At 40.5% G+C, this 26,529-nt stretch carries 22 protein-coding genes and 2 pseudogenes; 17 read left to right on the plus strand and 7 right to left on the minus strand.

The annotated features are described in order from the left end of the window. Positions 1 to 119 precede the first annotated feature (119 nt). Positions 120 to 806, minus strand: coding sequence for a FadR/GntR family transcriptional regulator (locus BUB11_RS10735; RefSeq protein WP_073029765.1), 687 nt, complete (start codon positions 804 to 806; stop codon positions 120 to 122). A gap of 192 nt (positions 807 to 998) precedes the next feature. Between BUB11_RS10735 and BUB11_RS10740 the strand changes: the two are divergent. Then, positions 999 to 2,124, plus strand: a pseudogene (locus BUB11_RS10740) (RNA-guided endonuclease TnpB family protein). A 339-nt stretch (positions 2,125 to 2,463) separates the two neighbouring features. Here the strand turns inward: BUB11_RS10740 and BUB11_RS10745 are convergent. Together BUB11_RS10745 and BUB11_RS10750 are read right to left on the minus strand one after the other, a co-directional pair. Beyond that, complete coding sequence (locus BUB11_RS10745; RefSeq protein WP_073029766.1) at positions 2,464 to 3,810, minus strand: sigma-54-dependent transcriptional regulator; 1,347 nt, start codon at positions 3,808 to 3,810, stop codon at positions 2,464 to 2,466. 12 nt (positions 3,811 to 3,822) lie between these two features. Further along, positions 3,823 to 5,343: an ATP-binding protein gene (locus BUB11_RS10750; protein ID WP_084110247.1), complete on the minus strand. Its 1,521-nt coding sequence runs from the start codon at positions 5,341 to 5,343 to the stop codon at positions 3,823 to 3,825. Between the two features lie 341 nt (positions 5,344 to 5,684). Between BUB11_RS10750 and BUB11_RS10755 the strand changes: the two genes are divergently transcribed. The 4 genes from BUB11_RS10755 to BUB11_RS10770 all read left to right on the plus strand — a co-directional run bounded on the left by BUB11_RS10755 (position 5,685) and on the right by BUB11_RS10770 (position 9,146). Then, a complete protein-coding gene (locus BUB11_RS10755) occupies positions 5,685 to 5,915 on the plus strand; it encodes a hypothetical protein (protein ID WP_073029768.1) in 231 nt (76 codons plus the stop codon). A gap of 17 nt (positions 5,916 to 5,932) precedes the next feature. Next, entirely contained in the window at positions 5,933 to 7,033 is a 1,101-nt protein-coding gene (locus BUB11_RS10760) for a sulfite exporter TauE/SafE family protein (RefSeq protein ID WP_073029769.1), read from the plus strand. Between the two features lie 43 nt (positions 7,034 to 7,076). Then, positions 7,077 to 7,676, plus strand: coding sequence for a universal stress protein (locus BUB11_RS10765; protein ID WP_073029770.1), 600 nt, complete (start codon positions 7,077 to 7,079; stop codon positions 7,674 to 7,676). A 309-nt stretch (positions 7,677 to 7,985) separates the two neighbouring features. Further along, entirely contained in the window at positions 7,986 to 9,146 is a 1,161-nt protein-coding gene (locus BUB11_RS10770; RefSeq protein ID WP_073029771.1) for a metallophosphoesterase, read from the plus strand. A 111-nt stretch (positions 9,147 to 9,257) separates the two neighbouring features. Here the strand turns inward: BUB11_RS10770 and BUB11_RS10775 are convergent, their stop codons facing one another. After that, entirely contained in the window at positions 9,258 to 9,614 is a 357-nt protein-coding gene (locus tag BUB11_RS10775) for a response regulator (protein WP_073029772.1), read from the minus strand. A gap of 270 nt (positions 9,615 to 9,884) precedes the next feature. On the opposite strand from BUB11_RS10775, the gene BUB11_RS10780 reads away from it, so the two are divergent. From BUB11_RS10780 to BUB11_RS10795, 4 genes are all read left to right on the plus strand, one after another. Continuing rightward, on the plus strand, positions 9,885 to 10,223 hold the full coding sequence (locus BUB11_RS10780) for a helix-turn-helix domain-containing protein (protein ID WP_073029773.1): 339 nt from the start codon (positions 9,885 to 9,887) through the stop codon (positions 10,221 to 10,223). Positions 10,224 to 10,440: 217 nt separating this feature from the next. After that, positions 10,441 to 10,572, plus strand: coding sequence for a hypothetical protein (locus BUB11_RS28785; protein ID WP_282433998.1), 132 nt, complete (start codon positions 10,441 to 10,443; stop codon positions 10,570 to 10,572). Positions 10,573 to 10,705: 133 nt separating this feature from the next. Further along, positions 10,706 to 10,996, plus strand: a complete 291-nt coding sequence (locus tag BUB11_RS10790) for a DUF2325 domain-containing protein (RefSeq protein ID WP_073029774.1) — start codon at positions 10,706 to 10,708, stop codon at positions 10,994 to 10,996. Positions 10,997 to 11,048: 52 nt separating this feature from the next. Beyond that, positions 11,049 to 11,696 carry an HD-GYP domain-containing protein gene (locus BUB11_RS10795; RefSeq protein ID WP_073029775.1) on the plus strand — a complete coding sequence of 216 codons (648 nt, stop codon included), beginning with the start codon at positions 11,049 to 11,051 and terminating at the stop codon, positions 11,694 to 11,696. Between the two features lie 467 nt (positions 11,697 to 12,163). Here the strand turns inward: BUB11_RS10795 and BUB11_RS10800 are convergent, their stop codons facing one another. The 3 genes and pseudogenes from BUB11_RS10800 to BUB11_RS10810 form a co-directional block, all read right to left on the minus strand. Further along, positions 12,164 to 13,360: an anaerobic nitric oxide reductase flavorubredoxin gene (locus tag BUB11_RS10800; protein WP_073029776.1), complete on the minus strand. Its 1,197-nt coding sequence runs from the start codon at positions 13,358 to 13,360 to the stop codon at positions 12,164 to 12,166. A 103-nt stretch (positions 13,361 to 13,463) separates the two neighbouring features. Next, positions 13,464 to 13,544: pseudogene (locus BUB11_RS29080) on the minus strand (diguanylate cyclase domain-containing protein); the annotation flags it as partial. Positions 13,545 to 14,046: 502 nt separating this feature from the next. After that, positions 14,047 to 15,117, minus strand: a complete 1,071-nt coding sequence (locus tag BUB11_RS10810; RefSeq protein WP_073029777.1) for a cytochrome c3 family protein — start codon at positions 15,115 to 15,117, stop codon at positions 14,047 to 14,049. 476 nt (positions 15,118 to 15,593) lie between these two features. Between BUB11_RS10810 and BUB11_RS10815 the strand changes: the two genes are divergently transcribed. The 8 genes from BUB11_RS10815 to hydF all read left to right on the plus strand — a co-directional run bounded on the left by BUB11_RS10815 (position 15,594) and on the right by hydF (position 26,525). Continuing rightward, positions 15,594 to 16,703: a cache domain-containing protein gene (locus BUB11_RS10815; RefSeq protein WP_073029778.1), complete on the plus strand. Its 1,110-nt coding sequence runs from the start codon at positions 15,594 to 15,596 to the stop codon at positions 16,701 to 16,703. Positions 16,704 to 17,352: 649 nt separating this feature from the next. Next, positions 17,353 to 17,841: an NADH-quinone oxidoreductase subunit NuoE family protein gene (locus tag BUB11_RS10820; protein WP_073029779.1), complete on the plus strand. Its 489-nt coding sequence runs from the start codon at positions 17,353 to 17,355 to the stop codon at positions 17,839 to 17,841. Between the two features lie 157 nt (positions 17,842 to 17,998). Then, positions 17,999 to 19,885: an NADH-quinone oxidoreductase subunit NuoF gene (locus BUB11_RS10825; protein ID WP_073029780.1), complete on the plus strand. Its 1,887-nt coding sequence runs from the start codon at positions 17,999 to 18,001 to the stop codon at positions 19,883 to 19,885. A gap of 24 nt (positions 19,886 to 19,909) precedes the next feature. Continuing rightward, the gene (locus BUB11_RS10830) at positions 19,910 to 21,652 is read left to right on the plus strand and encodes an NADH-dependent [FeFe] hydrogenase, group A6 (protein ID WP_073029781.1); all 1,743 of its coding nucleotides are present in this window, start codon (positions 19,910 to 19,912) and stop codon (positions 21,650 to 21,652) included. Positions 21,653 to 22,012: 360 nt separating this feature from the next. Beyond that, positions 22,013 to 22,267 carry a TM1266 family iron-only hydrogenase system putative regulator gene (locus tag BUB11_RS10835; RefSeq protein ID WP_073029782.1) on the plus strand — a complete coding sequence of 85 codons (255 nt, stop codon included), beginning with the start codon at positions 22,013 to 22,015 and terminating at the stop codon, positions 22,265 to 22,267. Positions 22,268 to 22,272: 5 nt separating this feature from the next. Then, the gene (gene hydG / locus BUB11_RS10840; RefSeq protein WP_073029783.1) at positions 22,273 to 23,691 is read left to right on the plus strand and encodes a [FeFe] hydrogenase H-cluster radical SAM maturase HydG; all 1,419 of its coding nucleotides are present in this window, start codon (positions 22,273 to 22,275) and stop codon (positions 23,689 to 23,691) included. 100 nt (positions 23,692 to 23,791) lie between these two features. Then, a complete protein-coding gene (locus BUB11_RS10845) occupies positions 23,792 to 25,252 on the plus strand; it encodes an aspartate ammonia-lyase (RefSeq protein WP_073029784.1) in 1,461 nt (486 codons plus the stop codon). Positions 25,253 to 25,271: 19 nt separating this feature from the next. Continuing rightward, on the plus strand, positions 25,272 to 26,525 hold the full coding sequence (gene hydF, locus BUB11_RS10850; protein ID WP_073029785.1) for a [FeFe] hydrogenase H-cluster maturation GTPase HydF: 1,254 nt from the start codon (positions 25,272 to 25,274) through the stop codon (positions 26,523 to 26,525). Positions 26,526 to 26,529 lie beyond the last annotated feature (4 nt).

The raw sequence follows: 26,529 nt of genomic DNA on the forward strand, positions 1-26,529 counted from the left end.
CCTACCATTATAACCGCATACAATCGTTCTTCTAATAAGCAGGAGATGATTACTAGAGGCCGTGGGTATGTTCCTTTTATTGAATGCCTCAACTTTTGCAGAGCAAAGGTGAGGTTTAATTATTCATTCATAATTCCAAAGCCTCTCATGGCGTGAATGATATGCAGCTTCATAGCAGTTTTGGCCCCTTCAGCATCTCGTTTTGATAGAAACTCCATAATCATTTGATGATCATTCAAAGTATTCTGGACCATTTCTTCATTTGTGTCAGATAAAAGGACTCCCTTGTCAATGGCTTGATACAATATGGGCATCAAGCGATTCATAAATTCATTATGTGTAGCCTTGGCGATAGATTTGTGAAAAGCTTGTTCAACCTCAGTTCTATCTTCTTTTTTTAGTATTAGTTCTTCCTCAAGTTTACCATAGTACAGAATACGCTCTAGCTCCCTATCCGTTGCCCGTTTTGCAGCATAATAGGCTGATTGAGGCTCAAAGATTAAACGCATTTCATATAAATCCTTCATATTAAGTTGAAAGGTTGAAAGCTCTTTCAAGCCAAGCACTTCGTTTAACTCACAGTTATTCTTGATATAAGTTCCTTTTCCACGTTGAATTTCTAAAACATTATAAGCGACTAAAATACGAATTGCTTCGCGTAATGTAGTACGGCTGACTTGTAATTCCTCAGAAAGTTCGTTTTCGTTAGGGAGCTTATCTCCCAGGGCGTACTTTTTATCTATGGTAATCATTGCAAGGATATTGTCGGCAACATTTTCAGCCAGACTTCTTTTCTCCCTTGTCATGTGCGTCCTCCCTCAAAACAGATTACCTTTATTATACTGTATTGAGGCATCTTTATAAAAGTAAGATGTTAAAACTGCGCAAAGCAATTCAAGATCAGATTAACAGGATGGAGAATATTGGATGATTGCATCGCTCTGTTCTTGGGGGAATAAGGGGAAAGCAGAATGGGAAAGAAATGGGGGGGGAAAAGTGTGAACAAGGCTTATAATTTTAGGTTATATCCAACTAAGGAACAGGAACGATTATTTGCCAAAACATTTGGTTGTGTAAGGTTCGTTTATAACAAAATGTTAGGGGAACGAATTGAGTTATACGAGCGATTCAAAGACGATGAGGCTAAGCTGAAGAAGTATAAGTCACCGACTCCGGCTAAATATAAGGCGGAATTTGCCTGGCTAAAAGAAGTGGATTCCCTGGCATTGGCAAATGCTCAGATGAATTTGCAAACTGCCTACAACAACTTCTTTAGAGATAAACGTATTGGATTTCCAAAGTTCAAAGCTAAACATAGAGATAAGAATTCTTACACAACTAATAACGTCAATAACAATATTAGGCTTGAAGAAACGAAAATCAAACTCCCAAAGTTAGGGTTTGTTAAGTTGAAACAACACAGGTATTTACCTGGCAATCAAATTATCAAGTCTTGTACCATATCTAAATCATCCTCTGGCAACTATTATGTGAGCATCTTGGTTGAATTCTTTCAAGATGTACCACCAATCTCTCCAGCAAGGGAAAATGTTTTAGGGTTAGACTTTGAGATGAAAACCCTCTATACAGATAGCCAATGTGAGAGGGCAGAGTATCCAAGATTCTACCGTAAAGCATTAGAGAAACTTGCAAGAGAGCAACGTAAGTTAGCCAAGTGTACCCAAGGGAAGCAACAATAGAGGTAAGCAAAGAATCAAGGTTGCCAAGGTGCACGAGAAGGTTGCTAATTGCAGAAGAGATTTCCTCCATAAGAGGTCAAGAGAATTAGTGGATAGCTATGATGCAATAGTGATCGAAGACTTGAATATGAAAACCATGAGCCAATGTCTGAATTTGGGAAAATCAGTCAGTGACAATGCGTGGGGAATGTTCACGACATTCCTAAAATACAAGCTAGAAAATGAAGGGAAATTGTTAGTCAAAGTTGATAAATGGTTTCCTTCCTCCAAAACTTGTCATTACTGTGGTGAGATAAATAAGGAGTTGGAACTATCAGATAAAGAGTGGACATGTTCCGCCTGTGGATGCACCATTGATCGAGACTATAATGCTTCTAAAAATATCAGAGACGAAGGGTTGAGACTACTTGCATTGATAGCATAAGTTAGCACTCGAAGAACCGTAGGGATTACGGGGTTAGCCTGTTGATACTCCTAGCATTAGCTAGGTTGAGCAGGAAGCACCCACCTCTTAGGTGGTGTGTAGTTCACATACCAGTATGATTACACGCTTTCAAAATGGAAATGTTGTCTTGACTCTCAGATTGTGTGAGGGTATAGGATAAGATTTCATCCGGATTGTTGAAAACATAATGCATATGGATCCATTCGAAGAACTAAATCGAGCCTATCATGTGTTGGTGTATGGATGGCGTCGAATGGTTATGAACAGAGGAACAGGCAAGTTGTTTTGAAACAACCTGCCTGTTCCTCTGTTTTCATACTAAAATTTTAGGCCATGTTTATTCATACGATAGAGAAGTGTTGGACGAGAAATACCTAGATATTTAGCAGTCTTTGTCTGGTTATAATGATTCTTTTCTAATGCTTTAATGAAAAGACGTTTCTCTAACTCTTCTAAAGAGAAACCAGCCTCAGGAAGATTTATAATCGGCTCAGAAGTTTCTTTTAGGTTATCTAATAATTCGCTGGGCAGGTGAACGGGTAGAATTTCATTGTTTTGGCAAACAATCAGCGGTCTTTCAATGGCGTTTTGCAACTCTCTTATGTTGCCTGGCCAGTCGTAACGGGTCAAAATCTTCATAGCGTCGGAGGAGATTTTTTTAGTATGGGAAGGATCAAATTTCCCAAGGAAATGGTTAACCAGCAGAGGAATATCTTCTTTCCGTAATCTAAGGGGAGGCATTTTGATTTGCATAACATTTAAGCGATAATATAGATCTTCTCTAAAGGTTCCCTTAGAAATAGATGCGGAAAGTTCAGAATTAGTGGTGGCAATGACCCGTACGTCAATCTGGATGGTTTCAGTTCCCCCGACTCTTTCAAAACATCTTTCCTGTAAAACACGCAGTAGCTTTACCTGCATACTTATTGGCATATCACCGATTTCATCTAATAAAATAGTGCCTTTATCAGCCATTTCGAAGCGACCCTTTTTTCGATTGGTTGCACCAGTAAAGGCCCCCTTTTCGTGACCAAATAGTTCGCTTTCCAACAGTTGTTCGGGTAGAGCAGCACAGTTCACAGCTACAAAGGGCATATTAGCACGGTTACTGGCCTTATGTATTTCAACAGCGGCGACTTCTTTACCTGTTCCACTTTCCCCTGTTATTAAAACTGTCGCATTTGTTTTGGCAACCTGCTGAATTAGAAGGATAACCTCTTTAATGGCATCGCTTTGACCAATCATTTTCCCGTATTTCTTGCCTAACTCCTGACGCAAAAAATTTACTTCATTTTCTAAATTGGATAAATGAAGAGCTTGTTTCACTTGAACTTTTAATTCATCAAGTTTAAAGGGCTTAGTAATATAATCGGTTGCTCCAATTTTCATGGCTTCGATCGCAGTTTCAATAGTGCCGTGAGCGGTGATCATAATGACAGGAATCTTGGGGTTGATACTTTTTAGCTTTTTCAACACTTCAATGCCATCGATATCAGGCATCTTTAAATCTAATATCACCGTCGAGGGTTCAGTTTCGAGAGCCATTTCAATACCTTGCAGACCTCTCGTTGCAGTGGCTACTTGATATCCTTCGTGACTTAAAGCCCTTTCTAAGGCCCAACACATTCTCTCTTCATCGTCAATTACCAGTATTCGTGGTATCAAGAGTATCATCTCCTAAGAAGATTGTGGTGCTACAGGAAGTTCAATTATAAAGGTAGTTCCTTTATTAGGGACACTGTTCACTTCGATTATTCCACCATGTAATTTAATACTTTGATAAGAAATTGATAGTCCAAGACCGGTACCAGCTTCTTTGGTTGTGTAGAAGGGGTCAAATATTCTTATCATTTCATCTTCAGAGATACCTTCTCCGGTATCAGATAAAGTGATGATAGCCATTTCATCACTTTGCTTTGTGACGATATTTAAATTACCGCCGGCTGGCATCGCTTCAGCGGCGTTTACAATAATATTTACAAATACCTGCTTAAGTTTTTCAGTATCGGCTAGAATCCTAGGAAGTGAACTATCTAGGTGCAGTTGAACTTTTACCTTTTGTTTTCGCAACATCGCAGCTGAAAATGATAGGACTCCCGTAATTAGATCATTGATTGAACACTCTTTAATGGACACTTTGGTAGGACGGCCAAAGTCAAGCAGTTCTTGAATCACCATATCTTGTCTGTCCACCTGCTCATCTATGGCCCGCGTATATTCCTCGATACCACTCATTTGAGAGTATTCCTGCTTCATAAGTTCGACTAAGGTTTTAATAATCCCAATTGGGTTACGCAGTTCGTGTGCTACCCCTGTAGCCAAACGACCTAGTGCAATAAGATGTTCAGATTGCCTCAGTTGATCTTCTAAGCGTTCCTTTTCAGTTAGACTTTTGGCCATCCGGTTAACTGCTTGGGCCACTTGGCCCAGTTCACCCGTCATTTCTGGCAATAGGTGGTGAATATCATATTCCATACGATGTAAGCCTTGCTTCAAGCGGTCCACGTCGGTGGTGATATTTCGAATTGTCCTAAGAGTGGCAAACATAACCAATGCGAGTACGCCCAGGGTGAAATAACGAAGCAATTTTCGATAGAAACTGCTTTGATAAAAGAACGGGTTAAGTCGTTCTCCGGCCCACATTACGGCAACTACTTTCCCTTTTAGTACAACTGGTGCAATGTACTCAACTACTTGGTCATCGAAAGAACCAGATATTCGAAAGAGGGGTTCATTAGCCATTTCGGCAGCTACCAGACCGGACTTAGTATTATCGAATATCTCTCTCTCCCGCTGGGTTTCTTCTTCCTGCGAGAGATTACGATAGTTATGCAGAAACCCTAATACAGTAATTTTCTCTGTTTGGGGAACATATAAACCGAAACGAATCCCCGAATTTGATGGTATATAAGGCTCGACAACGCGGGTAAATTCGCTGTGCAGAAGGAGTGATGAGATATCTGGTTCAATCTCCAAAAATTCTAGATTCTTAGAGAGTTCTTGATTGGTACTCTTAACAAGGGCAGCCAGTCTTTGTTCTTTATCGAAAAAGATAACTTGATCCGTCTGTGAAGCGAAAAAAATATCGTATATTAACGCTAATAATGGTACAAGCATAATAACTGCGAAAATAATAACTAATTGATTCTTTAGACTTTTTCCTTTGGAAGACGATAGTAAATTTTTATGGATCCTCAAATTCACTCTACCTCCAACTATCAGGGGGATCTAAGAATTGAATTATATAATACATATGTCTGTAGCAAAAGATACATGCCACAGTATTCCTGAGAAAATAGCTAAGAACCTAAGAAATAAGATAATAAATTAACTGAATAGAGATATCTTGATTGGTTTTAAAACAGTAAATTACAGCATTTGCTACACTACTTTTTTTAATGGTCATTATAAATGCTTGAAATAACGGCTTATTCGTATTGGCACAGTATTTGCTATATAGAGAATTATATCACAAATTAAGGAGGGGAGATATCTTTTAAATACCTATTTCAGCTAACAAATTAAAGGAGAGATTGGATATGAGTAAAGCATCCAAATCGAGCTTTTTAGAAACTATTATTTTCTTGGGTTTATCCTTTTGCGCTTATTTTGTAATTTTCTTTAATATCGATCAACTAAACCAATTTTACCTGAGTAAAGGAATTATTCCTGCTCTTAGTCTTTTAGGCACAGTAATTTGTATCGCTTTTTTGTATGGGACAGCGGTATCTCATGTCTTAAGTATCCTCGGCTTAGATAGCAATCATTAGAAAGGGGGCTTTTATCGATGGCAGGCGAAGCAGTAAGTTTAGTTGGAGAAGTTATGAGATTTATAGATATCACCCCAAAAGTGGGTTTGTCTATGGTAGGACTTGGATTTTTAGGGGGTGCATTAAGTGGCTTTCTGGGTAGCGGGGGGGCTTTTGTTATGACTCCGGGCATGATGGCCCTCGGAGTTCCTGGCATCGCAGCAGTGAGCTCAAACCTTGCTCACAAATTCGGTAAGGCAATGGTTGGAGCAAGGAAGCACTCTAAGATGGGAAATGTAGATGTTAAGTTAGGGATCTTTATGGTAGCCTTCCTTTTACTGGGTGTTCGGTTAGCAGTAATTTTGAATGAGTTAATATTTGCCAGTATGGGTAAGGAAGGTTCAAACCTGTATATTAGTGTGGTATTTGTGGTGCTTTTATCCGGACTTTCGATCTTTATTTTAAAGGATATTTCTAAACCGGGTGCTAAGAGTGGATTGGGTGAACCTTCGGGTTTTGCTGCTAAACTTTCGAAAATTAACCTCCCACCCATGATTTATTTTAAAGTTGCAAATGTTCGTGTATCCTTGTGGTTTGTTGCTCTTATCGGCGTGGCAACTGGGTGGCTGGCAGGAACTGTTGGCGTGGGAGGATTCATTGGAGTTCCCGCCATGATATATATCCTGGGTATACCTACGATGGTAGCTGCCGGTACAGAATTATTCTTAGCAATTTTCTCCGGTGCCTCTGGTTCCTTTCAGTATGCCATGAATGGTTTTGTGGATATTCGTTTGGTTTTGCTGCTATACATTGGTTCACTGTTGGGTCTCCATATTGGGGCTAACGCAACCAAGATGGTTTCTGAAATGCAAATTAAACTAGTAATGGCCGTTGTTATTGGTATGTCAGCATTAAGTAGAGCCTTTGCCATTCCAAAATATTTAGTGGACCTTCAAATGGCTAACCTTTCTCAAGGAGTTGCCAGCATTCTTGATTTGTTAGCTTCAGTTACATTGTTCGGTGGTGCAATAGCTGGAGTATTAATGATCATTCGTTATATCATTCGTTTCAAACAGGTCCAAAAGGGCGATTCACAATATGCTCAGCCGATGGTACATCCGAAACGTGATTCTGCCTGAGGATATGATTACCCATAAACTATGGTGAGGTGATAATTATAGTATGAATGGTAATCCATTAAAGGTGCTTCTTTATTTTGATGGTTCTGAGCATTCTTTATCTGCAGCTGTTTATACTGCCAACCTATTTAATAGAATACCTAACATGCATTTAACCATCGTACATGCTCAGGAGAATATCCAAGGCTCTAAACTAGAGAACTCCAATCTGAGGGAAATTTGGTCGACTGATCTTATCTTAGAATGGGAAAAAAGATTATTGGACAAAGTAGAATTTAAGCACAGAAGTCAGTATTCTAAAATAATCGCCAAAACTCACGAGATATTTTTTGAGGCAGGACAAAACGTCAATCAACAGGTTATTTTTTCTAATTCAAATATTCCCGATACTGTAGAAGCGATTATCAATTTTGCGACTAAAAAGGAATTTGAATTAATCATTATGGGTACGCGAGGGCCAAGTAGTTTGAAAGGTTTAGTATATGGCAGTTTGGCGCATAGTGTGTTAAACAAATCCGATATACCAGTGTTGCTGATCAAGAAACTGCCCCAAGAATTTGTCGATCGGTTTTGCTCATCACCTTCAGGAAAAAATCGTGGTAAAGGACGAAGAAATGATTTATACAGGGTAAAAACTATATAAATGAAAGTTGTAAGCTAAAAGTCTAGGAGATAAAAAAACTCCTAGACTTTTAGCTTGATCACTAATAGAAAAGTTTAGGAAAAAATAAACGCTTTGGTTTAAAAATTACACGTAATTTGTAAGATTAATTTCCATACATGAAATGTCTAGAGGTAGAAATAAGTTTTTCAATTAAGGTAAAGCGATTACGCTGATAAAGAGTTATTGTTATATATGTGACGCAGGCAGGAAATAGTTGTATAATACCCACTGTAGATAATGTAAAATTATTCTTTGCTTAGATGTTGATATTTGGAGGTAGTACTATATATGACAAATCCTTTATTCATTCTGGTGGGTATAGTTATTTTTTTAGTTTACGGTGGACTTAATTTCTATATCGGCCTGCGAGGATGGCAGGCCTTGTTTAGTTATGTGCCATTCTTAAGTTCTAAAGTATATTGGCCTGTCTTTTTACTTCTAGCCTTCTCCTACTTGCTCAGTCGGTTTAGCGAGAAATTCCTTCCGACAATGCTGTATGAAGGAATGACCATTGTAGGAGCTTATTGGATAGCTTTTATGTTCTATTTTTTATTAATTATCACATTAATTGACCTTTTGAGATTGTTTGACCGTTGGCTGCATCTAGTACCGCTGGAAATAAAACAGAGCTCAAACCCTGCTTTGGGATTGACTGTTTTTGTATTAGTCGTTGGTATTGTAAGCTACGGAGTCTGGAATGCCAGCCATCCCAGGATCAATCATTATGATTTGTCAATTGCTAAACAGGCTGGGTCCTTAGAACAGTTGCACGTTGTCATGGTTTCAGATATCCATCTGGGAACGATTGTCCATAACGATCAGCTGACAAAACTAGTCAATCAGGTAAATGGGCTAAAACCTGACCTGATTCTGTTTGCAGGGGATGTGTTTGATGAAGATATAGAATCAAAGAATAAACAGCAAATATCAGACACCTTTCGTATGCTAAGAGCATCCTACGGTGCTTTTGCGGTGCTTGGTAACCATGAATATATTGGCGGAAATGCCGACGAAGCTATCAAATATCTAGGTGAAGCAGGGGTTAAGGTATTACGGGATACTTCCCAGGAGATCGCAGGAAGTTTCTATCTTATTGGGCGAGATGATTTATCAGGGGCGCGGTTTAATGGCACTAAAAGGCAAGACTTAGCAACAATAATGCAAGGAGTAAACCCTTCGTTTCCCATATTATTAATGGATCACCAACCATCACATTTGGAGGAGCCCGTTGAACAAGGAGTGGATCTACAAGTATCTGGGCATACACACAATGGACAAATGTTTCCCATTCAGTTTATTACACAGCGAATTTTTGAACAGGACTGGGGATTACTGCGCAAAGGGGATTTTCAACTCATTGTATCATCAGGTTACGGAACATGGGGTCCGCCGATTCGAATAGGTAATAATCCTGAGATTGTCGATATTACCATTACATTTAACCCATAAATAGGGCAGAACTAATATTCTCTCCTTGCTATATTGGAGTTGTAGCGTTATGTTTCAACTTAGATCTTTAATTAACGAAAGATGAAATCAGGAAAATCAAGCATAAGAGCGTTAAATGTCAAACGAGTTGAGAAGTTCTATGAGATCAGTTAAGGAGAAAGGTTTTATTATACAATACTTGACTAAGCCGCTCTTTTGTGATATTTTTACGTCTGTTTCGTCTATATATGCTAACAAGACAACTGGTAGGTTCGGGTATGAATTAGAAATTTTTGTTAGAACCTCTATTCCCCCCATATCAGGCAATTCTGAATCCAATAAAACAACTGATGGTATACATTTTTGGATTCTTTCAAGAGCTTCCAAACCGTTGGTAACTGCGTCGACTGAATATCCTTCTTCAGCTAGAACCTCTATTAATAGACGACGGATTCCTTCATTGCCTTCAACAACTAGTGCCTTTTTCAAATGCTGTTTCACCCCCCCGAAATATATGATACCAATTTGCGAGACTTGTTAATCTATACAATTGTGGTGCAATTCGTTAGTTATTAAAACTTACAAAAGTCGATTTATGTTTGTACATGCTTATTTACGATGCTGACATGACATACAGTACTTTAATGTAGAATTAATTCTAACACTTCACAGTACTAATGGTCAATATTAATAATACCGATAGGCGCTTCAAGCCCCGTTCTATATACCCTATAGTGGAATCGAAAGGGGCTATGAAAAATGGCATTTAAATATTTGGGTCATCGAATCAGAGAAGAGAGAACGAAGTATAGACTTACGCAGGAACAACTTGCAGAGATCGCGGAAGTTAATGAGTCATATATAGGTCAAGTAGAGCGGGGAGAGAAAAACCCTAGCTTAGAGACAGTAGTAAGTTTAGCAAAGTCTTTAGGAGTCACGGTCGATTACCTTCTTCAGGAAGAAGTTAACGTTGAACCCAACAGTTTAATAAATGAGCTAGTATCCATAACTAAGGATAAAGATTCTGATGAGATTAGGCTGATGATAAACATCTGTAGAATGATCAGCGAGTACACAAAAAAAATTACGAAGGAATAATACATGTATATAAATACTCAACAGAATGCTGGTGAGTCAAGTGAGATAATGGAAGCTCTGGGAGAAAAATTATTCTTCGAGAGCTTTTATATATGAAAACTGCTCACTAAATACTCGAATTTAGCGTTGACGGAAGGGGAGATTAATGATAATATAAATTACACAAGCTATTGATATTGATTATCAATTGCAGATATTTACGGTAAGGAGTGAGAAAATGCCCTTAACAATTCTATCACCGGGTAAAGAGGCTGTAGTTGAAGCATGTAGAGCTAAAGAAATCACGAAAAAGTTTCTGGAAGGTCTGACGCCCAGGAAGGCTGAAGCGCAAAACATTATTGTAGAATGAAGGTTGCTCCGAGGTGAAAGGAGCGTTTTTTTAGAAGATATGCTGAGAATGGTTATCAATGTCGGTAGGGGGGATTGAGGATTTGTATGCCGGCGAGAGTGACAAAATATAATTTGTAGGAGGCGGTACGATAATGAGTATTGTGCTAGTTGGTGGTCATGACAGAATGCATAGTGAATATATGGGCATATGCTCCAAGCGTGGACATGATGTAAAAGTCTATACCCAGATGCCTACAAAGTTTGATAAGGTGATCGGATCGCCTGATGGAATTGTTTTATTCACATCGACAGTCTCTCATAAAATGATTCACACTGCAGTAAAAGAGGCGAAAAGAAAGAAAATCCCCGTATTCAGAAGTCATAGTAGTAGCGGTGCTTCGTTGGACAGACTGTTGGATGAACTTGAAGAAAAGATCGTTTAAGAACTAGGGGGGCATAAGTTGCTATAGACGATCTCAGGCGGAGGAAACGTCAATGTTTCAATACATTCAAAGACTCTTACGACCTCAACACTTCCACGATATTATTGAGTGTCTGGCAGCTGCCTTGGAGGCGAAAGATTTGTACACTAGCGGTCATTCTTCCAGGGTAGGGGATATGTCTTATGATTTGGGGCGAGCTATGGGTCTGAAAGGCTCAGAATTAGAAAATATTCATATTGCTGCACACCTTCATGATATAGGTAAGATGGGTATTTCAGAGAACATTTTAAACAAAAGAGGCAGACTTCTTCCTCATGAATGGGCTCAAATACAAACACATCCAGAGATAGGTTATAAAATTTTAGCCAAATCGAAAGGGCTTAAGCAAATTGCTGAAATTGTTCTGCACCACCATGAACGATGGGATGGGAAAGGCTATCCTGGTGGTTTACGTGAGAACAGAATCCCTTTGGGCTCAAGAATAATAGGAGTGGCAGATGCCATGGATGCCATCACCTCGATACGGCCTTATCGGAAGGCCTTGTCTTGGGAAGAATGCTGGGAGGAGGTGCGCTTAAACAAAGGCATACAATTCGATCCTGTTGCGGTCGAAGCTTCCGAAAGACTGTGGAAAAAATGGAGAGACAGATGCCTAGAGTTACATAAGGATGATGTAGAGGTTAAGATTAACGTCGTTTAGTTTTAAGCCTGGGAGATATCTTAATCAGAGAGCAATATTGGATGTGCGTTGCACAGAATTGTAAAATTAAGTTGTGTATATATAGTTTGAAGAGACATTTTTAGCTATACTTGAACTATAACGAAATTAATGAGGGAAGGGGACGTTAACGTCCCCTTCCCTCATTAATTTCGTAACTTTGCTTATCAATTCCGAGACACCTACTTCTTCAAGTGGGTGTTCCTTATTCTGCTTCGGTGACGATAGTCTCCGGTGGAAAGTATCGCCAAAACCGTGGTCCCAATAGGAATGCCTACCGGCGTAGGATAGAGTATCGCCGAGCGCCTTTTCCCAATAGGAACACTTGGCGCGAAGGAGGTAGACTCCATCCTACGGTGCGAATGTATTCGTATGTGGATATGCCCCTTCGGCATAAGTCTGAGACTTACGTCACCGAAATCTCGATGTTCAGCTTTAGCAGAAGGAGTTCACTTGAGTGCTTCCCCGATGGTCTGACCAAATTCCTGACACTTAATGAGAGCCTCATCATCTGGGCTCCAGGTTACTCTCAGTCCTTCGTTTAGCAACTCAAACTTGGCGTGTTCTAATTCTGTTGAAATAAGCTTAGTATTTTCCCCGCTCCAACCATAACTGCCAAAAGCAGCACCTTTTTTGTTTTTAAACGCCAATCCTTTAATCATTTCAAGAATTCCAGCGACGGCAAATGATACGCCTTTGTTAATGGTAGGTGAACCGACAAGGATCGCCTTGGATTTAAAGACTTCTGTAATAATATCATTTTTATCGGCATGAGTGGAATTACAATTAAACAGTTTAACCGTAACATCTTTATCACTGAGTTTGATTCCAGCGGCTATTTGTTCGGCCATCTTCCTGGTACTGTTCCACATAGTATCGTAGATGATTGATATTTGATTTTCTTGGTAATCCTTAGCCCATGCCATATATTTATCGACAATTTGCAAGGGATTATCACGCCAAATGAGACCATGGCTCGGGCAGATCATATCAACAGGCAGGTTAAAACTTAAGATCTCTGTAATTTTATTTTCAACGAATTTACTGAAGGGAGTTAAAATGTTGGCATAATATTTTAAGGCTTCATGATATAATTCTGCTTGATCGACTAAGTCGTTAAACATGTGTTCAGACGCTAAATGCTGACCAAAACCGTCATTACTGAAAAGAATATTATCTCCTGTTAAGTAAGTGAACATAGTATCAGGCCAATGGAGCATTCTTGCTTCAATGAAAATAAACTCTTTTGAACCAAGGCTGAGTTTATCCCCTGTTTTGACGGGTACAAAATTCCAATCTTGATGGTACTGACCTTTTAAGGATTTCATGGCATTAGCGGTGCAATAAATGGGGGTATTAGGGATTTCTCGCATTAATTCTGGCAAGGCCCCGCTGTGATCAGGTTCACCATGATTAGCAATGATATAATCAATCTTATTTAAATCGATTTCTTTTTTTAGATTAGTGACAAATTCTTTGGCGAAGGGTGTCCAAATACAATCAATCAAGGCTGTTTTTTCGTCCTGGATAAGGTAAGAATTATAGCTGGAACCACGATTTGTAGAGAGTTCATCACCGTGAAACTTTTTTAATTCCCAATCGATTTTACCCACCCATTTTACACTCTTATTAACTTCAAAACTCATACTGCGACCTCCTTAATTTCATTTGTGCTATCAGTTGAAATGTTAGCTAATTTAATACGGTTACGACCATCCTGTTATGCTTGATAGAGGGTGGTATCCGCGGCTTAAGGCATTCATCCCCTTGTAAATGACCGTAAGTATCATTATACGCTTTAAAGAAATCAATGTCACATAATATAAGTGCTGTGGTTTCACGATTGTATGTAGTTTGATTAGTTTTCTAATTGAGAACGCTCTGTTAATAAAGTGTTTGCTAACGGGCGAAAAATATGTACGACTAGAACCGAGTGTCAGGTAATAACCACGTCACTCCGTAATTTCTACCAGAAATCGATAAACATTCTCCCAATTACACCCGTTTGTCAAAAAGATTCGATATTAGAATTGCTCAGAAGCCTAATTACCTTCCTATAATTATAATCGTTCTTCTTCCTTGTCTAAAAATCCTGCTGCAGGAAGAAAAATATTCATAATGTAAAATAAAGCACAATACCCAGAGGGTAAATATTCTAATTATTTATATTATTTAGAAATGATAGATTATATTTATAGAAGGAATTTAATATTGAGGTTCTTGAATTGACAGGAAAGGCTTGTTATGTTAAAGAGGGTAGGTAATGCATAGATTCTATGATTACCTACCCTTTAGAAACGTAACGTGTGGTTAATATACTGAATTTCAATAGTTACTTTGTTGCTTCAGGTAACTGTTTCTTAATCAATTCGATAAATGTAGGGTTCTTTATTTCGATCGGTTTAGTTGCTGGGTCGTCTTGAAGATCTTCATATTTCATAGCACCAAAACTATGGTCTCTTGTAATATGATTGTAAGGATCAGTTGGGTTCTTCCACATTAGTTTATCTAGGTCAAAGTTGGTTCCAGCATGACATTTGGCGCAGACATCTGTCGGCTTGTCCGCCGGGAGGAGAGAGCCGTTGGCATTGGCTTTATGGGTGGTATGGCAAGTTAGACACTGATTTAATTGAGAGCTCTGAGCATGTTTGCTGGCAAAGTAATTACGTGTACCATAGTGATTGTTTGTTGTATAATTACCTTGTTCATCTTTAGCTGGATTACTTTCATGGCAATTCGCGCATGAAGTTTTAGCAGTTTCAGGGCTCATAGTTGCCTTTTTGTCGGTGGCGCTGACATGATTTCCACCAGGTCCATGACAAGATTCACAGGATACACCATAACTTGGAGATGCAGTCTCGATACCTGGAGCGTGGCATTTTCCGCAGGTAAAGCTTTCAGCTGTCCAATCAGGCTTTCCATCTTTGTCAATATCAGCTTGCTTTGGAGATTCAACTGTCCATTTGTCATTTGTTTTTTTAAGGGCTCCGACACGATAAAGTGTATTCTTAAATCCTGCTTCTTTGGGGATCTCAGCAATAATATAATCGTTCATCATAACCCCGTAAATTTTTGCTTTCGATAAATCAAGTTTAGTCGATGTTGGCGTATCTTTATTAGCCGTATCAAAAATTGTAATTTCACCTAGAGGTTTTTCCAGAGGAAAATCAGCCAGAGGTTTAAAGGCATCGTAGTGTTTTGTATGAATTGTACTATCATATGTCTCAGTGTGGCAGGCTTTACATGAAGTATCTCCTACATAAGATACCTTCGGTGTTTCAGTTAACTGAGGGCCAGTCGTCTGAGGAGCAGGGGTTTCATCTGCCTTGTTGCATCCCATGGCCAGTACCGTCATAAATGTAAGGGAAATAATCGAGGCGATGAAAGGTTTTTTCCAGTTCATTGAGTCGTTCCTCCTTTAATCTTGAAATCCAAATACTGATGTTATTGTTTTGACCATATTGATCAGGATGACAGAAAGTTTGCTTAAACATTATGACCTTAGTTTGCTTAAAAGTTAAGCAGAAAATGCTAAGTTTTTCAAAGAATACATAGGAAATTTGTGGAAGCTCATTAACATGTATAACAAATATATTTGAATGTAAATTGGTTATGTTCCGAATATAAGTTAAACTCTGAATCGTAAAATATAATATGATTGCAACACTCTGACCAAAGATTATAATTTTCTATTAAAAAATTTTTTAATAGAAAAGACTTCAATAATTTACAGACTACATTTCACTTAAGATACTAACTTTTCGTTTTTTTCAATTAATTGTACTTAAAAATAAAGGTTTTTTGAAATTAGACGCGAATTACTTTTCAATATAATCAAAACTTGCCATGCAAGGGTGGAGTCGAAAGAGGTGAATTTGCATGCGTTCGCTTAAACAGCAAATTCTCATATTGTTGTTGGGTTCGCTAGTTTTAATGGCCACTAGCTTCCTCGTGGTCCTTGGGTTATACATGAAAGATCGGGCCGTAACCGCAGCTATTATTAAAGTTAAAGCAGATTTGGCAACATGTGAGGAAATTATTAATAAGACATATCCTGGCGCGTGGTCAGAGCAAGAAGGAAACCTATATAAGGGGAATGCTAAAATCAGTCTTAATAATGACTTAGTTGACCATTTGTCCAGTCTAACGGGGGATACTGTAACCCTATTTCTGGGAGATACCCGTGTTGCTACCACGATACGCGGTTCCAATGGCGAAAGGGCAATCGGTACCAAGGTTTCCAATAATGTAATTCAGACAGTACTGAAAGATGGTCAGACTTATGTAGGAGAAGCCAATGTAGTTGGACAGTGGCATCAAACGGGTTATGTTCCATTACGTGCTGAAAACGGTAAGATTATTGGGATTTTTTATGCCGGAATTTCCCATGCCTATGAACAGGAAATAATTACTCGGTCTTTGATCACAATGGTCGAACTGGGATTAGCCCTAACGGTCTTGATAGTTCTTCTTACATGGTTTTTCCTTAAGAAAGTTATCATTTCTCCTTTGCACAATATCATGTTAGGAACAAGGGACGTAGCAACCGGACACCTTACTGAAAAGGTAAAAATTTCTGGAGCAAAGGAAATCGGAGAGCTCGAGGATGCTTTTAACCAAATGGTAGAGCAGATCCAATCGCTTACAGAGGAAATTAATCGAGTGACCAGCAACAATCCAGTGAATGGAACTGAAGTCAAACAGACGTTTACACCTGGGTATATGCCAATGCCAAGCTTAAATCTCGTAGGAAATATTGGAGAAGCGGAGTTGCCTAAGGGTTTACATCAAGCTACTCTTGGTCAAATAGTTCAATTTTTGCAGGTAAATCGCCGACCTCTCTCTGCGGAAGAAGTCGCAGAAGGGGTCAAATTAACTAGGGTCACTGTACGCCGCTACCTTGAATTTTTAGAACATAGCGGTGCATTAAAATCTGAACAGAAATATGGCACAGTTGGTCGTCCCGTCAAGCTATTTATACCGCTGTAAATAAACGTCTCCTAATGGGGGCCGTTTTTTATCGCAATACTCTTTTGCTTTTTTCTAAAACTCTACTTTTTATAAGGTAGAGTTTTTTTGTACTAGTCAGAAAGTATAACTTTACGTTACATACTTTTGGTGTGGTTTCTTCGCAGCGAAGTTTCCTTTCGGGATAAAATGGCTTTTGACGAAATTAGCCCTTTGGCGGAAGAGTAGTCTTAAGGGCCGGAAGGCCTAAGTCTGAGAAGTCCCGGTGTTCAGATTTAGAAGAACCTTCACTGTTTTCCTAATTAACTAAATTTTCTTTATAGACAAAACCTTTATTTAATGTCCATAAACACGACAGACAGAGAGAATATAGCTAAACTAATCATATAAACATAATCTTGATCAGGCATGGGGTTTTCCTTACCAGGAATACACCAGATCCTTCCAGCCGTGTTAAAGCGGTGACTGAACCATCCATGGCGGGAGGGAAATGTTATCCTGGAGCTTAGTGCCATTTATTTCACCGCTCATTCTAGCGGGGGTATCAGTGGCAGTTAGCTATCGGATAAACCATTGCCAACCATCAAATCATTGGCTGAATATGCAGAATAAAGAATTAAAGAGAGGTGAAAAACGGAAGCAACAAATGTTTTAATAAAGGAGGATTTTCATGTGTGATTCTGCTTCGCCCAATCAGTTTGCTCAAAAGCTTGATAGCTATATTGACAGTCTGACCCACAAGAAGGAAAACCTAATTGGGGTCTTGCATTATGCTCAAGAAATATATGGATATCTCCCCGATAATGTACAGTGGCATATCGCTCAGAGACTGGATATACCTTCCGCAACAGTATACGGTGTAGTAAGCTTTTACTCATTTTTCACTATGATACCCAGGGGAGAACACGTTGTTAATGTTTGTACCGGTACCGCCTGTTTCGTGCGAGGGGCTGAAAAATTAAAAGAAGAACTTGAAAATCAGCTCAAAATTAAAGCAGGTGAAACTACTCCGGATAATCTCTTTACCTTAGAAACACTGCGTTGCGTCGGAGCCTGCGGCCTCGCCCCCGTCATGATTGTCGATGGCGAAGTGCATGGACGCATGCACGAAGCACAAGACATTAATGAGGTTTTAGCAAAGTACCGCCCGGAGAGTTAAGCGCACCTTCGATTTATTATAGTTGGGAAGACCAAAGTATTTGAAAATGTGTCAGAAGGAACGTTTTGCTCACACAAGTGTATACAATATCCAGAATTTTGAATTACGACATGGAGTCTCTACCAAAGAAGCGTCACCGAAGGAAGGGAAATGCCATATGAAACTCAAAAATACCGATGCCTTGAATGAATTACAAGCCCAAAGTCTCAAACTCCTTGAATCGCGGCGAGCTATCGACTCTGTCGGCACTAATAACACCCAAGGATTAGTAAGGCATGTTATGGTCTGTGGAGGACCTGGTTGTCACTCCTCGGGCAGTCCACGAATCGCCGAACGTCTTGAAGAGGAACTAAACAAACGGGGATTGTCTGAACAAATAAAAGTCTTCCAACCAGGTTGTTTTGGTTTTTGTGAAAAGGGTCCCATGATTGAAATCTTCCCCGATAACGTAACTTATTGTGAAGTTTCGGAAGAAGATGTTACAACCATCGTCGAAGAACACTTCGTACAAGGTAATCTGGTGGAACACCTTGTTTTTATGGATCCGAATACCAAAGAACGTTTTGCTACGAACATTCCTTTTTACGATGGACAACTTCGCATTGCCCTGCGTAATGTCGGTTATATCGCACCAGAAAACATTCTTGAGTATATTGCCGCAGACGGCTATCAAGCCTTAGCAAAAGTTCTTTTCACAATGAAGCCTTTTGAAGTAATTGATGTACTTAAACAAAGCGGACTGCGGGGACGTGGCGGCGCAGGTTTTCCAACGGGTACTAAATGGGAATTCACGCGTAAGAGCGAAGCTGATCAACGATATATCATTTGCAATGCCGACGAAGGGGATCCGGGTGCTTTTATGGACCGCTCTGTCTTGGAAGGGGATCCTCATAGCGTTTTGGAGGCTATGCTTATCGCGGGCTCCGCAATTGGAGCTTCCGAAGGATTCATATATGTTCGGGCAGAATACCCTGCTGCGATTCATCGTTTAAAAATTGCCATTGCCCAAGCGCGAGAATACGGCTTACTTGGGAAGGGAATTTTGGGCAGCGATTTTTGCTTTGACATTGAACTAAAACTCGGAGCTGGAGCCTTTGTTTGTGGTGAGGAAACGGCATTGATCCATTCCATCGAAGGGGCCCGAGGGGAACCTTCTGTCAAACCTCCCTTCCCGGCCCAGAAGGGTTTGTGGGGTAAACCAACCTGTGTTAACAATGTGGAAACCTTGGCCAATATTCCCCCAATTATTTTAAAGGGAGCCGAGTGGTTTTCAGCAATAGGCACAGAAAAAAGCAAAGGGACGAAAGTATTTGCGTTAGCGGGCAAAGTGAATAATGTAGGACTTGTGGAAGTCCCCATGGGGACTACACTCCGTCAAATTATTTTTGACATCGGCGGAGGGATTAAGCAACGTAAAACGTTTAAAGCTGCCCAAACCGGAGGCCCTTCCGGCGGATGTATTCCGACCAAGTATTTGGATTCGCCCATTGATTATGAATCTTTAACCGCTATCGGCTCTATGATGGGCTCCGGAGGGCTCATCGTCTTAGATGAAGACGATTGCATGGTCAATATCGCTAAGTTCTTCCAGGAATTTACGATGGATGAATCCTGTGGCCGTTGCACGGCTTGCAGAGTCGGGACCAAACGTCTTTATGAAATCTTGACCAAGATCACGGAAGGTAAAGCCACGTTAGAGGATTTAGATAATTTAGAGAAACTGTGTCATATCATTAAGGACACTGCCCTTTGCGGATTAGGGCAAAGTGCACCTAATCCTATTCTTTCGACCTTAAAGTATTTCCGTGAAGAATATATTGCTCATGTTGTCGACAAAACCTGTCCAGCGGGCGTTTGTACACACTTACTAAAATACGAGATTACAGATAAATGCGTGGGTTGTACGCTTTGCGTTAAAAAATGTCCAATGCATTGTATCACTGGGACAGTCAAGAAGCGCCATGTCATCGACCAAGAACGTTGCCTAAAATGTGGGGCATGCATGGACCAATGCCGCGTAGTCGGCGCCATTATTCGCCATTAAGTTATCCCTGAAGGAGGACTCCATATGGATATACAGCTAACCATTAACGACATATCGCTAAAAGTACCGGAAGGAATGTCTATCTTAGATGCTGCACGAACCATAAACATAGATATTCCAACCTTATGTTACTTGAAACTAAACGAAATGCATTACAATAACAATATTGCTTCCTGTCGAGTGTGTGTGGTTGAAATCGAAGGTCGACGTAATTTGGCTTCCTCCTGTTCAACCCCAGTATCAAGCGGCATGGTTGTTAGAACTGATTCGCTGCGTGCTATCCAGGCTAGACGTGCCATGGTAGAACTTCTCCTTTCTGACCACCCTAAATCATGCCTAACCTGTGCAAAGAACCAAGACTGTGATCTCCAATCCTTAGCCTCGGAATTAGGAGTACGCCATATCTCCTATGAAGGGGAAGAATCTGAGTTCGAAATTGATAAGTCGAGTTCTTCCATTGTTCGAGATCCTAACAAATGTATTCGTTGCCGCCGTTGCGAAACAATGTGCAACGAGGTGCAGACGGTGGGCGTTTACTCTGCGGTGGGACGCGGTTTTGAAACGGTTGTTAAAACAGCCTTTGATTTACCTCTTAGCCAAACCGCCTGTACGTTCTGCGGACAATGTATCGCGGTATGTCCAACTGGAGCACTAACAGAGTTAGATCAGGTCGACAAAGTATGGAAAGCGCTAAACGATCCCGATCAATTTGTTGTAGTACAAACAGCTCCCGCCGTACGTGTCGCACTTGGAGAAGGATTCGGTTTAGAACCTGGGACGATTGTGACAGGCAAAATGGTTGCTGCTCTTCGCAGGCTTGGCTTTGACCGCGTCTTTGATACGGATTTTGCTGCTGACCTGACGATTATGGAGGAGGCAACAGAGCTTGTTCACCGTATACAACATGGTGGACGTCTGCCCCTGCTCACAAGTTGTTGTCCTGCCTGGGTCAAATTCTTTGAACATCAATTCCCAGATCTCTTGGACATTCCTTCAACTTGCAAATCTCCCCATGAAATGTTAGGGGTCTTGATTAAAAGCTACTATGCCAGAACCTTGGGGATTGACCCTAAATCCATTACCGTTGTATCCGTCATGCCTTGTGTCGCTAAGAAATACGAAGCGGCCCGTCCCGAACTCGCGCAGGGGGCAGAAACTGCGGATGTGGACATCGTCATCACAACACGTGAACTTATACGCATGATTCGGGAAGCCAGCATTCATTTTGATCACCTTAAAGAGCAAGAGTTTGATCATCCTTTAGGGGAATCAACCGGTGCTTCCGTGATTTTCGGAGCAACAGGCGGAGTACTTGAAGCTGCCTTGAGAACAGCTTATGAGGTACTTACTGGAGAAACTCTGGAAAAAGTCGAGTTTGAGGTTCTCCGAGGAATGGAAGGACTTAAGGAAGCGGTTATCCCCATCTCTGGAAGGGATTATCGAGCCGCGGTTATTCACGGTTTAGGGAATGCTCGTACTGTCCTCGAGAAAATACGTGCAGGGGAAAGCAATTATGACGTGATTGAAATCATGGCTTGCCCTGGAGGATGTATCGGGGGAGGCGGACAACCTTATCATCATGGAAATCTAGAAATTCTTTCGGAAAGAGCTCAAGGTTTATACCGTGAAGACCGCGCTAAGCCCCTGCGCAAATCCCACGAAAATCCGGCCATCATAGGTCTGTATAAGGATTATTTGGGTGAACCATATGGAGAAAGAGCACATAAATTGCTGCATACCAGCTATGTGGCACGTAAGAAGATTTAGAGACCAGATGGATACCTATCAAATTCCAGTGTATTAAGGTGAACTATTCAGAGTTATAATACTTGCTGCCAGTGATAACTTAATATAGAATTGACTTATCCGTTGTGTTGGAGGTTTCCGGCAGAGTGGATCTATTGGACTATTATCTGATTGCAAGGACTATTCTGAGCAAAAGGAGAAGGGTTAAAACGCTAATTAGCCTTCTTACTTTTTTGTAGGAGGCTTTTTTTTATGCTATTCGGAAGGTAAAACTAAGCTCGAAGGTCTTTGTTCGAGTCGTTGCCAGCGTATAAATGCAATAAGCCTGTCGCCGCGCCAGCGGCTTAACGAGTTGAGTTTTTTTATTTGGAGGAATGAAAGATGGATAAGAGAATAGGGGTTATCGGCATAGTTATTGAAGAATTTGAAAGTGCCAATAAAGTTAATGATACTTTGCACGATTTAGCGAGCATTATTATCGGAAGAATGGGAATCCCTCGACCAGAAAAGGGCATATCTATTATCTCCTTGATCGTAGAGGGAACTTCGGACGAAATTAGCGCAATGACGGGGAAATTAGGAAAAATTCAAGGGGTTAATGTTAAATCTGCTTTAACGAAGAAATTGGAGGCATAAATTCTATGTACAATTGTAAGTCGAAAAATGCAACGGAGTTTATTGATGATGGTGAAATTCTGGCCACTCTTGCCTATGCCCAAGAAAACAAAAGAAATCGTGAACTGATAGACAGCCTGATAGAACGTGCAAAAGACTGTAAGGGCTTAACCCATCGAGAGGCTGCTGTTCTGCTGGAATGTGATCTGGAAGATGAAAATGAAAAAATGTTCAAACTGGCAAAGGAGATTAAGCAAAAGCTTTATGGCAACCGTATTGTCATGTTTGCGCCACTGTATCTTTCAAACTACTGCGTAAACGGCTGCGTGTACTGTCCCTATCACTATAAAAATAAAACCATATCTCGTAAGAAGCTTTCCCAGGAGGATATTGTGCGAGAGGTTATCGCCTTACAGGATATGGGACACAAGCGCTTGGCATTAGAAACAGGAGAAGACCCAGTGAACAATCCGATTGAATATGTCCTGGAAAGTATGAAGACTATTTATAGCATCCAGCATATAAACGGAGCTATCCGCCGTGTTAATGTTAATATTGCTGCAACAACCGTGGAAAATTATCGCAAGCTCAAGGAAGCGGAAATTGGAACTTACATACTCTTCCAGGAAACTTATCACAAAAAAAGCTATGAGGAGCTCCATCCTACAGGACCAAAGCACGACTACGCCTATCATACTGAAGCGATGGATCGTGCCATGGAGGGCGGTATTGATGATGTGGGAATCGGGGTTTTGTTCGGCTTAAATATGTACCGTTATGACTTCGTCGGTTTGCTCATGCATGCTGAGCATTTAGAGGGAGCAATGGGCGTGGGGCCACATACCATCAGCGTTCCACGCATCCGACCCGCCGATGATATTGACCCCAATAGTTTTTCGGATGCAATCTCGGATGATATTTTTGCAAAAATTGTGGCTGTTATTCGTATTGCCGCCCCTTATACGGGGATGATTATTTCCACACGTGAATCGAAAACAACCCGCGAGCATGTGCTGGAATTGGGCATATCTCAGATAAGCGGAGGCTCAAGCACCAGTGTTGGCGGATATGTTGAGCCGGAAGCACAGGATGATAACTCAGCTCAATTTGAAGTAAACGATACCCGCACCTTGGATGAGATTATAAACTGGCTCTTGGGACTCGGCTTTATTCCAAGCTTCTGCACCGCCTGTTATCGCGAGGGGCGTACAGGTGATCGTTTTATGAAACTTGTAAAGGCCGGGCAGATTGCAAACTGCTGTCAACCGAATGCTTTGATGACACTTAAAGAATATCTAGAGGATTATGCTTCACCGGATACTAAGAAAAAGGGTGAGGTGGTAATTAAAAACGAGATTCCCTTCATACCAAATGAAAAGGTTCGGGCAATTGCCATAGAGCATTTGAAGGAAATTAAGGAAGGAAAGCGAGATTTCCGTTTCTAGCAACCTACTTTGTAATTATCCAATCGCAGGGAACAATTAGATATTACATTGGAAAAGATTATAAGAATAAATGTGTGGAGGAAATTTCTGGAGGTATAAAGTGGACTGTAGAATAGAAAAGGACAATATGGGAGAAAGGGAGATCCCGAAAAATAACTATTATGGAATTAACACAAAAAGAGCCCAAGAAAACTTCGCTTTAGGGTCGAAAAACGTCAACCTTAAGCTTATTTATGAAATGGCCTTAATTAAAAAGGCGGCAGCCATGGTCAATAAAGAGTTGAAGCAATTGTCTGAAGATAAAGCAAATGCAATAATTCAAGCAAGTGAGGAAGTTATTAAAGGGAGATTTGATCAGGAATTTATCGTTAGTGCTTTTCAAGGGGGAGCCGGGACGTCCACAAATATGAATCTTAATGAGGTTATTACCAACAGGGCAATTGAGATATTAGGAGGAAGAAAAGGCGACTACGATGTTGTACATCCGATAAATGATGTTAACATGTCACAATCAACCAATGATGTTTATCCGACAGCACTGAGAATTACAGCTATTCACATGCTCAGAAAACTAAGCAATTCCCTGGCGAAGCTTCAAGAAGCTCTGCAGGGGAAGGAAAACGAGTTTAGCGATGTGATTAAACTTGGCAGGACAGAGCTAATGGATGCGTTGCCCATGATGCTCGGCCAAGAATTTGGGGCATATGCTAAGGCAATAGAAAGAGACCGTTGGAGAGTTTACAAGGTAGAAGAACGATTGAGACAGATTAATCTGGGTGGTACTGCCATCGGTACGGGAGTCAATGCCTCAAATAAGTATATTTTTATGATTACGGATACCATTCAGGAGTTAACAGGATTAGGTTTAGCCAGGTCCGACTATCCCATGGATATAACTCAAAATAATGATGTATTTGTAGAAGTTTCAGGGCTTTTAAAAGCTTGCAGCACGAACCTTTTGAAAATATCTAACGATTTAAGATTATTATCTTCTGGCCCAAGGGGCGGGTTCGGTGAAATAGAACTCCCGCAGATGCAGGTTGGTTCGACTCTTATGCCAGGAAAGGTCAATCCGGTCATACCTGAGATGATCGGCCAATTGGCTATGAGAGTTATGGCCAATGACTATGCTATTACAATGGCTGCTTCGTCAGGACAGCTCGAACTCAATGCCTTTATGCCCCTAATCGCGGAAAGTTTGCTGGAATCACTGGAGCTTCTAGATAATGGAATCATCATCTTTAGAGAAAAGTGTATTGAGGGAATTGTCCCTAATAAAGATAAATGTCAAGCAACTCTTGAAAAGTCGGCAGTATTAGCTGCTGCTTTAGTTCATCATATTGGCTATGATCAAGCCACCCATATAGCCAGAAAAGCTCTACGTGAGGATAAGACAATCAGAGAGGTCTTGAAGGAAGACGATGTATTTTCGGATTGTAGGATTAATGAGATCTTGAATCCGTTTGAAGTAACCAAACCAGGAATACCAGGAAGCATTGGAATGCTCGAAGTATCAGAAATACTCAGGGTTCCTAGGGCGCCAGAGCAGCCAGATAAGTGAGGGTGTGGAGGGATTTTACATGAGCTTAAATGAAACGCCCAGAGGGATTAGAGTACATTTGGCGTTATTTGGGAAGAGAAATGCAGGGAAATCCAGCGTGATTAATGCCATTACAGGGCAGGAAACAGCCATCGTATCGAATGTAAAAGGTACAACGACTGACCCAGTGTTTAAAACGATGGAGATATTGCCCATAGGACCGTGTGTGATCATAGATACAGCCGGAATAGACGATGTCGGAGAATTAGGAGAGCTCAGGCTAAAGAAGACTCTAGAAGTACTCGATATTACTGATGTGGCACTGCTTATTGTAGATATCCAGGCGGGAATCAGTGATAATGATCGGTTTATTATAGATACTTTTAAGAAAAAAAAGAAACCGCTGATCGTGGCTTTAAATAAATCGGATACTATTGAAAACGAAAATAAAAATGAAGCTCAAGAAAGAATCGCCAGTCTTCTTCAAGATGAACTAAGCACTCCGGTCGTTGCCGTCTCAGCTCTTAAGAAGCTTGGAATAAAAGAATTAAAAAATGCCATCATCTCAGTTATTCCTGAGGATGAGGATAAGTTTAAAATTGTGGGGGATTTGATTAACCCGGGTGATTTTGTGGTGCTTGTTACTCCCATTGATAAAGCAGCTCCTAAAGGAAGGCTAATTCTTCCTCAACAACAGACGATTAGAGACATACTGGAAAGTGATGCTATGGCGATTGTAACTAAGGAATATGAATTAAGAGAAACCTTGAATTATTTGGCAAAAAAACCAAAGCTGGTGATCACTGATTCCCAAGTTTTTTTAAAGGTTGCTGCCGATACCCCTAAGGATATTTTAATGACATCCTTTTCAATCCTATTTGCCAGACAAAAGGGAGATTTAACAGAATTCATCAAAGGTGCCAAGGCTATTGAAACGCTTAAGGATGGAGACAAGGTTTTAATAGCAGAAGGGTGTACACATCACAGGCAATCAGACGATATCGGCAGTGTGAAGATACCCCGATGGATACGTCAGAGAACAGGTAGGCAGATAGAGTTTGAATACTCTTCAGGAACTACATTTACGGAAGATATCAAGAAATATGCCCTTATCGTCCATTGCGGGGCTTGTATGATGAATAGAACTGGAATGCTCAGCAGAGTTGAACAGGCAAAAAGTCTCAATGTGCCCATAGTGAACTTCGGCATTCTCATCGCCTATGTTCAGGGATTACTTCCAAGAGCGCTTGAACCTTTCCCACTAGCAAAGATGACCTTAGAAGGAGAACTATGATACA

Origin of the sequence: Desulfosporosinus lacus DSM 15449 (assembly GCF_900129935.1) — a bacterium.
GTDB classification, from domain to species: Bacteria; Bacillota; Desulfitobacteriia; order Desulfitobacteriales; family Desulfitobacteriaceae; genus Desulfosporosinus; species Desulfosporosinus lacus.

Excerpts from the sequence above, each read along its gene's own strand:
- BUB11_RS10760 (WP_073029769.1), top strand. The coding sequence starts at position 5,933 with ATGGCAGGCGAAGCAGTAAGTTTAGTTGGAGAAGTTATGAGATTTATA.
- BUB11_RS28785 (WP_282433998.1), top strand. The coding sequence starts at position 10,441 with ATGCCCTTAACAATTCTATCACCGGGTAAAGAGGCTGTAGTTGAAGCA.
- BUB11_RS10765 (WP_073029770.1), top strand. The coding sequence starts at position 7,077 with ATGAATGGTAATCCATTAAAGGTGCTTCTTTATTTTGATGGTTCTGAG.
- BUB11_RS10735 (WP_073029765.1), bottom strand. The coding sequence starts at position 806 with ATGACAAGGGAGAAAAGAAGTCTGGCTGAAAATGTTGCCGACAATATC.
- BUB11_RS10830 (WP_073029781.1), top strand. The coding sequence starts at position 19,910 with ATGGATATACAGCTAACCATTAACGACATATCGCTAAAAGTACCGGAA.
- BUB11_RS10815 (WP_073029778.1), top strand. The coding sequence starts at position 15,594 with ATGCGTTCGCTTAAACAGCAAATTCTCATATTGTTGTTGGGTTCGCTA.
- BUB11_RS10780 (WP_073029773.1), top strand. The coding sequence starts at position 9,885 with ATGGCATTTAAATATTTGGGTCATCGAATCAGAGAAGAGAGAACGAAG.
- BUB11_RS10825 (WP_073029780.1), top strand. The coding sequence starts at position 17,999 with ATGAAACTCAAAAATACCGATGCCTTGAATGAATTACAAGCCCAAAGT.
- hydF (WP_073029785.1), top strand. The coding sequence starts at position 25,272 with ATGAGCTTAAATGAAACGCCCAGAGGGATTAGAGTACATTTGGCGTTA.
- BUB11_RS10770 (WP_073029771.1), top strand. The coding sequence starts at position 7,986 with ATGACAAATCCTTTATTCATTCTGGTGGGTATAGTTATTTTTTTAGTT.
- hydG (WP_073029783.1), top strand. The coding sequence starts at position 22,273 with ATGTACAATTGTAAGTCGAAAAATGCAACGGAGTTTATTGATGATGGT.
- BUB11_RS10800 (WP_073029776.1), bottom strand. The coding sequence starts at position 13,360 with ATGAGTTTTGAAGTTAATAAGAGTGTAAAATGGGTGGGTAAAATCGAT.
- BUB11_RS10755 (WP_073029768.1), top strand. The coding sequence starts at position 5,685 with ATGAGTAAAGCATCCAAATCGAGCTTTTTAGAAACTATTATTTTCTTG.
- BUB11_RS10790 (WP_073029774.1), top strand. The coding sequence starts at position 10,706 with ATGAGTATTGTGCTAGTTGGTGGTCATGACAGAATGCATAGTGAATAT.
- BUB11_RS10835 (WP_073029782.1), top strand. The coding sequence starts at position 22,013 with ATGGATAAGAGAATAGGGGTTATCGGCATAGTTATTGAAGAATTTGAA.
- BUB11_RS10810 (WP_073029777.1), bottom strand. The coding sequence starts at position 15,117 with ATGAACTGGAAAAAACCTTTCATCGCCTCGATTATTTCCCTTACATTT.
- BUB11_RS10820 (WP_073029779.1), top strand. The coding sequence starts at position 17,353 with ATGTGTGATTCTGCTTCGCCCAATCAGTTTGCTCAAAAGCTTGATAGC.
- BUB11_RS10795 (WP_073029775.1), top strand. The coding sequence starts at position 11,049 with ATGTTTCAATACATTCAAAGACTCTTACGACCTCAACACTTCCACGAT.